Here is a 5,908-nt window from a genome sequence, read left to right as displayed (position 1 = left end):
GGAAGTGAGCTAAACGCTCTCCACTAAAGCCGGGCAAGTCCACAGCGGGCAGGCGGCGTGACGTATTGATAAATAAGTGGCATTGGCATATATTGCCAACAAAGGAGATCTGACACATGGTGACACGCAACGTTGTCCTGACCGAACCTCAGGATCAACTGGTTCAAGCCTTGGTGGCATCCGGGCGCTACCAGAACGTGAGTGAAGCAATGCGCGCTGGCCTGAGATTGCTGGAGCAGGAAGAAGCACAACTAGCCGGGATCCGGAAAGGTCTAATTGAAGGTCTGGCGCAGGCCAAGGCGGGCGATCTTGCGGAGGGAAGCGGCAAAGATGCGATCCGTAGGGCCTTTGCGACTGCGCGCGCGCGTTCATGAGCCGATCCTTCCGGCTGACTCGTCGTGCGGAAGCTAGCCTCACTGAAATCGGCAGATGGACGATCGAGAATTTCGGGCTGCGCCAAGCGGAGCTTTACGAGGCCGAATTGCTCAACTGCTGTGAAAGAATTCTGAACGGCCAGGCCCATAGCCGGAGTTGCGCAGTTCTCGTTGATGATGTCGAAGACCTGCGGTTCATAAGGGCAGGGGAACATTTCCTTGTGTTTCTGGATCGATCGGACGAGGTCATCATCGTGGATATCCTCCATTCCCGCAGCGATCTCCCTCGCCATGTTGCCTCACTTTCGGCTTTGAAGTCCGAAGACTCCTGATCCACATCACAACCCGGCTGCCTTCGTCAGGTTCACCCGGAACCTGTCTCGGCGACGCTGATAGCGGCGAGTCATCTCGGCCGAAGCGTGCCCCAGCTGCTTCTGGACATAGCGCTCGTCGACTTCGGCGGAGCTGGCGAGACCGGCGCGTAGGCTGTGGCCAGAGAACATAGCGAGGCGGTCTTTCTCAGGCAGGTCCGACCGGATGCCCGCGTCCAGGACCGTGCGCTTGATCAGCCGCGCAACGTGTTTGTCGTTGAGCCGCTTGTCAGAGGCGCGTTTGCCATCCCGCGAGGTGCCGACAAAGACAGGGCCGAAGTCGATCCTGGCGAAGTGCAGCCATTGCTCGAGTGCATGGACAGGGCAGGTCTGGTCCTTGGAGCCGCGGCCGATCTCAACCTCGCGCCAGCCGGTCTTTGCGTTCAGGGTCAGTACGACGCCCTTGTCGAAGATCTCGATCCAGCCGCCCGAGTCCGGCGTGTCGTCCTTGTGAACGTCGAGGCTGACAATTTCCGACCGACGCAGACCGCCCGCGTAGCCAATCAGCAGGATCGCCCGATCCCGCAAGCCGCGCAGGTCGTAGGGCAGGGCGGCGATCATCGCCAGAATATCCTCGGCCAGAATCGCTTCCTTCTGCACCGGCGGGCGCGCGTGCTTGCGTTTGATCCCAGCCAACACCGTCGCGATGTGGCGGTTCTTACGATCGAGGGTGAATCCGCGTTGCGCATAGTTCCAGGCGAGGCCGGAGAGGCGGCGATCGATCGTGCTGACCGACAGGGGGCGGGACGCCCACTGCGAAGGGGAGGGGCCTGACCCGGAGGCGAGATCGGCGAGGTAAAGGCCGATCATCTCGGATGAGGGGGGCAGGGGCTCCACTCCCTTCATCCGGCACCAGCGCGCAAAATGCGCCCAATCCTTGGCATAGGCCTTCAGCGTGTTGTCGGACGCTGCAGCGCGGGCATAGTCGCGGGCGGTGTCGACCAGGCGATCAAGGCTGCCGGAGCCCGCGACATGGGAGGGCAGGGCGATCCCATCGCTTTTTTCTTGATTTCTCGCGTCGCCCTGAGCATTATGACTTGCATCAGAGTTTGATGATGTCGATTTCTCGTCCTCTGCGGCCATTTTCCAGTGAATCCAGCGATGAAATTAAACTGATTTTCAGCGTATCTTTTTATGTCCGATAATACAAACTTATTGGACATAACGAGGAACTGCAAAGCGAGGCGGTTTGCACATCATATTGTGGACGAAAGCGCCGCGCTGATGTAGGCTTCAGGCATGACTTTTTCCCGACCAGATCACACCAGCGACCTCGACACGTTACCCCGGATGCCTGCCTGGGTCACCTCTGCACGCGCTGAAACCCTTGAAGATGTTGCGTTTTTGTCGGGCGCGGCGCTGAACCACCTGCATCTTGTGTTGGGACGCGTGGAGGTGCCCCAAGCCTTGTTGTCGGACCGGCTCGCGCTGCGCGCGGCCGAAGCGTGTGTCGCGTTTTCCGGCCGACCGGAGCGGGCAGGGGAGCTGCGCGACGTCGTGCACCTTCTGCGCCCCGGCGATCTGCCCGGACCGGCGGGGGAAACCTACCTGGCTTGGCGCCGCGCGGCGGAACGGCCGGTGTCAGTCAAGGCTCTGCATCGCGCGCTGCGCGGACAGGAGGTTGCACAGATAGCAGGCTGGCTCGACGCGGGGCAGGGGGCGCCAGTCACCCGTGCGGCAATGGTGCTGGAGGCGGTGCTGACGGAGGGGCCCCGTGCCGATGTGTCGGCGCTGATCCTCGCGGATGCGGCGCTCGCGCAGGCGCTTGGTTGGGGGCATCTTGTGCCGCTGCTGGCTGCGGGCCTGAAGCGCGCTGACCTGCGCAAGCATGGCGACGACCTTCGCTTGGCTTGTCATCGGGCACTCATCTTTTCGGCGATCGAGTCGGTGCGGCAGGCCGCCGACCTCACGCGCCGAGCTGCGCATCTGAAAGCCGTCGCGCTGAAGCTGCGGGCCAAGGGGGCAGGGGGCGCGGTTGACATGTTCCTGACCCGCGATGCGGTGGCGCCTTCGGCCTTGCCCTTGCCGGATCGCGCCGCGCGGCGGCTCTGCGACCGGTTGGTCGACCTCGGCGCGGTGCGCGAGCTGACCGGGCGCGATACCTTCCGGCTCTATGGGGTGTAGCTATGGCGAAGGATCGCTCGGAACCTGACCTGGACCTCGAATTGGCCGACCTGCCGCCGGAGCTGCGCTGGCGGGAGTGGATGCGCCGGATCGAGGCGGTGCTCTTTGCCTCTGCCTCGCCGGTGCCGCGCGAGGATCTGGCGCGGGTCGTGGGGCAGGGGGCCTCGGTTGACCTGCTCGTCGAGGACCTCGCCGCCGAGCTGGAGGGGCGGGCTTTTGAAGTTGCGTGGGTCGCTGGCGGCTGGATATTCCGCACGCGCGCCACCTACGCCCCCGCGATCCGCGCGGCGGCAGATATCGGGGACCAATTGCTGGACCTGAGCGAATTCGACGTCGCGGTCCTGGCCGCCATCGCTTACCACCAGCCGATCACCCGCGACGCACTGAAGGATATCTTCGGCAAGGAGATCAGCCGTGACCTGATCGGACGGCTGCATGCGCGCGACCTGATCGGGACTGGGCCGCGGTCGCCGCGACGCGGCGCTCCCTATACCTTCGTCACCACGGAGCAGTTCCTGGTTGCCTTCGGATTGGAGTCCCTGCGCGATCTTCCCGATCGGGAGCAGCTGGAGGATGCGGGGGTTGTGGCGGAAGCTTCACAAGTCGATTTCGGGTAACGCGTTGCCGGTTTCCATTGCCATGCCTGACACAAACTCGGTAGTTCTGCTTATCGTTTCATCCGCAGTGCAACGATTCATGCGGAGAGCCAGAAATATTCACAATTTCAATGTGATAATCGTTGCAGACCTGTGAAGACGTCCACTTGCTCTATTCTGGTCGAGAGGATGTTGTCGCGTACGCTCGCGAGCAGTTCTTCGTCTGTTTTGGGCTGGAAGACCTTTGCGACCGGGAGCAACTGGCGAAGGCCGTGGTGGTCGCTTCGTCGTGAGAGCGATGCGGTGTTCGCATGCTGTGACCCGTTTACACGATCTAAACGAATTTCGAATATTTCGAGTGTTGCGATTGTTTCGAAGGACGGATAGCCTATATCCAACACGAGACGATAGAACCGGAGAGAGAAGATGAACGCCCTCAGAAAAGAGGCGTTCTTTGATCGTTTGCCCGACGAGGTAGAGATCAAGAACGCCGAACAACTCAGAACGATTGTGGCCTCCCAGATCAAGGAAGGCGAACCGACAAAGCTGTCGCTCGCCCTGGAAGACGGCGAAGTTCGCACCGTGACGCTTGCGCCGGCCTTGACGGCTTCGCTACTCGAAGTGCTGCGGCTTGTCTCGAGCGGTCGCGGGTTTCGGATGATCCCCGTCGAGTCAGAGCTGACCACGCAGCAGGCGGCGGACCTTCTCAATGTGTCCCGGCCGTTCCTAGTGAAGCTTCTCGAGGAAGGCGAGATTCCCTTTGCGAAGACCGGCCGTCATCGCCGGGTTCGTGCCGACGACCTCTTTGCCTACAAGGAGAAGCGTGACGCGTCTCGCTCTGATGCTTTGAGTGACCTTGCTGCAATGGATGCGGAAGAAGGTCTTGTATGAGCCGACACGCTGATCGGTTCACGGCGCTCCTCGATGCCTGCGTCCTGGGCGGAGCGCTTCGCAGAAACATGCTCCTGAGCCTGGCCGAGGCTGGTTTGTTCCGGCCTCGGTGGAGCAGTCGCATCCTTGACGAGACTCAGAAAGCGATCACCCAGATCACCAAGGGCGAAACCGATGGGTCCCGGCAAAGGGCGGCAATCGAGGCAGCATTCCCTGAAGCTCTGGTGACTGGTTATGAGATCTTCGAAGACAAGCTCGCGTTACCCGACCCCAACGACAACCACGTGCTGGCAGCGGCCATCGCGACGTCTGCTTCAGTCATCGTGACGGACAATCTTGCCGACTTTCCTTCCGCGGTTCTGGACCCGCACTCCATCCAGGCGATTTCCGCCGACGACTTCATCGCCGATACAATCGAGTTGGATCCCTCCGAGGCCATAATGGCCCTGCGCCGGATGAGGGAGCGCTTCAAGAATCCGGCGCTCGATGTCGCGACATTGATCCACAAGTCCGAAGCGCAGGGCTTGTTGCAGGTCGCAACCTTCATGGACGAGTACCAGTCGTTCTTGTGAGGAGAAGACCGGTGGGTGTTATCGCAAAGGCATACGGTACTGTCGGCGATGGTAGTTTACTTTATTTCCCGCCGGACGTGCTAAGCGGTCCGTGGTAATCTGTCACCACTGATCGATCTTCAGCCGAGGATTTTCTCTAACTCTTCGCCTTGGGCGGTGTGCTTCTCGGGGTTCTCTGCTTTCAGCTTGTTCACGTTGATGAGCTTCCATCTGACCGCTGGAAGCTCCGCCGCTTGAGGGCGACCGATCGCGTCGAAGTCGGGATCGCCTTTATGGTAAGCATCAAGGGAACCCCCTCTATTTTGGGCTGATTTGAGGTGCGATTATTGCGCGAGGCTGGCGATTTGACTGGCGCAATATGAGGGTTTTGAGATGAGTAAACGGCGGGTTGGGCGGGGTTCCAAATACTCGGATGAGTTCAAGCGGCGGTTGGTGGCAGAGAGCCAAGCCGATGGTGTCAGTGTGCCGATGGTTTCTCGCCGTCATGGCGTGCCGACAAGCCGGATTTATTCGTGGCGCAGCGATGACAGGTTTCAACCCGATGGGTCTGATGATGCCGGGTTCATGCCTGTTGAGATTTCAGGCGGCGATCACGATGCAGTACCGATGCTGCCGGAAGCGCGGCCTACAGCCAGCTCCCGGATAGAGATCACGCTGGAGAATGGGCGCAAGCTGAGCGTTAGCGACGGGGTTGATGCTGGCTTTGTGCTGGAACTGGCGCGGGGGCTGGCGGCATGATCCCTGTTCTGGCGGATGCGAAGATCTGGCTGGCGGCGGGTGTGACGGACATGCGGCGTGGGTTCAACGGTCTGGCGGCACAGACCGCGCAGGTTCTGGCGGGCGATCCCTATTCCGGCCATCTGTTTTTGTTCCGGGGACGGCGAGGTGATCAGATCAAGATGATCTGGTGGGACGGTCAGGGTGCATGCTTGTTCACCAACGATCTGCGTTCATACTACACCTCTTTCCTCCTCAGGTGA

8 protein-coding genes and 1 pseudogene are annotated in these 5,908 nt (G+C 60.8%); 8 read left to right on the top strand and 1 reads right to left on the bottom strand.

The annotated features are described in order from the left end of the window. Positions 1-116: 116 nt before the first annotated feature. Both VK682_RS26830 and VK682_RS26825 read left to right on the top strand, forming a co-directional pair. Entirely contained in the window at positions 117-374 is a 258-nt protein-coding gene (locus VK682_RS26830; RefSeq protein ID WP_064225038.1) for a type II toxin-antitoxin system ParD family antitoxin, read from the top strand. Further along, positions 371-706 (top strand): type II toxin-antitoxin system RelE/ParE family toxin, encoded by a 336-nt coding sequence (locus tag VK682_RS26825; protein ID WP_064225037.1) that lies wholly within the window; start codon positions 371-373, stop codon positions 704-706. The genes VK682_RS26830 and VK682_RS26825 overlap by 4 nt, the downstream gene beginning before the upstream one ends. A 6-nt stretch (positions 707-712) precedes the next feature. On the opposite strand, the gene VK682_RS26820 is transcribed toward VK682_RS26825, so the two are convergent. Next, on the bottom strand, positions 713-1,828 hold the full coding sequence (locus tag VK682_RS26820; RefSeq protein WP_065331088.1) for a tyrosine-type recombinase/integrase: 1,116 nt from the start codon (positions 1,826-1,828) through the stop codon (positions 713-715). Between the two features lie 156 nt (positions 1,829-1,984). On the opposite strand from VK682_RS26820, the gene VK682_RS26815 reads away from it, so the two are divergent. The 6 genes and pseudogenes from VK682_RS26815 to tnpB all read left to right on the top strand — a co-directional run. Further along, complete coding sequence (locus VK682_RS26815; RefSeq protein WP_065331087.1) at positions 1,985-2,869, top strand: DUF1403 family protein; 885 nt, start codon at positions 1,985-1,987, stop codon at positions 2,867-2,869. 2 nt (positions 2,870-2,871) lie between these two features. Further along, positions 2,872-3,486 carry an SMC-Scp complex subunit ScpB gene (gene scpB, locus VK682_RS26810; protein WP_065331086.1) on the top strand — a complete coding sequence of 205 codons (615 nt, stop codon included), beginning with the start codon at positions 2,872-2,874 and terminating at the stop codon, positions 3,484-3,486. Positions 3,487-3,891: 405 nt separating this feature from the next. Next, positions 3,892-4,356: a helix-turn-helix domain-containing protein gene (locus VK682_RS26805; protein WP_065331085.1), complete on the top strand. Its 465-nt coding sequence runs from the start codon at positions 3,892-3,894 to the stop codon at positions 4,354-4,356. Continuing rightward, the gene (locus VK682_RS26800; protein ID WP_065331084.1) at positions 4,353-4,928 is read left to right on the top strand and encodes a PIN domain-containing protein; all 576 of its coding nucleotides are present in this window, start codon (positions 4,353-4,355) and stop codon (positions 4,926-4,928) included. The genes VK682_RS26805 and VK682_RS26800 overlap by 4 nt, the downstream gene beginning before the upstream one ends. Positions 4,929-5,300: 372 nt before the next feature. Beyond that, entirely contained in the window at positions 5,301-5,666 is a 366-nt protein-coding gene (gene tnpA, locus VK682_RS26790; RefSeq protein WP_065331083.1) for an IS66-like element accessory protein TnpA, read from the top strand. Then, positions 5,663-5,875 (top strand): annotated as a pseudogene (gene tnpB / locus VK682_RS26785) (IS66 family insertion sequence element accessory protein TnpB); the annotation flags it as partial. The gene tnpA and the pseudogene tnpB, both read left to right, overlap by 4 nt. Positions 5,876-5,908 lie beyond the last annotated feature (33 nt).

Origin of the sequence: Salipiger marinus, assembly GCF_035481585.1 — a bacterium.
Lineage (GTDB): Bacteria > Pseudomonadota > Alphaproteobacteria > Rhodobacterales > Rhodobacteraceae > Salipiger > Salipiger marinus.
This window is presented reverse-complemented; position numbering and strand designations above follow the sequence as displayed.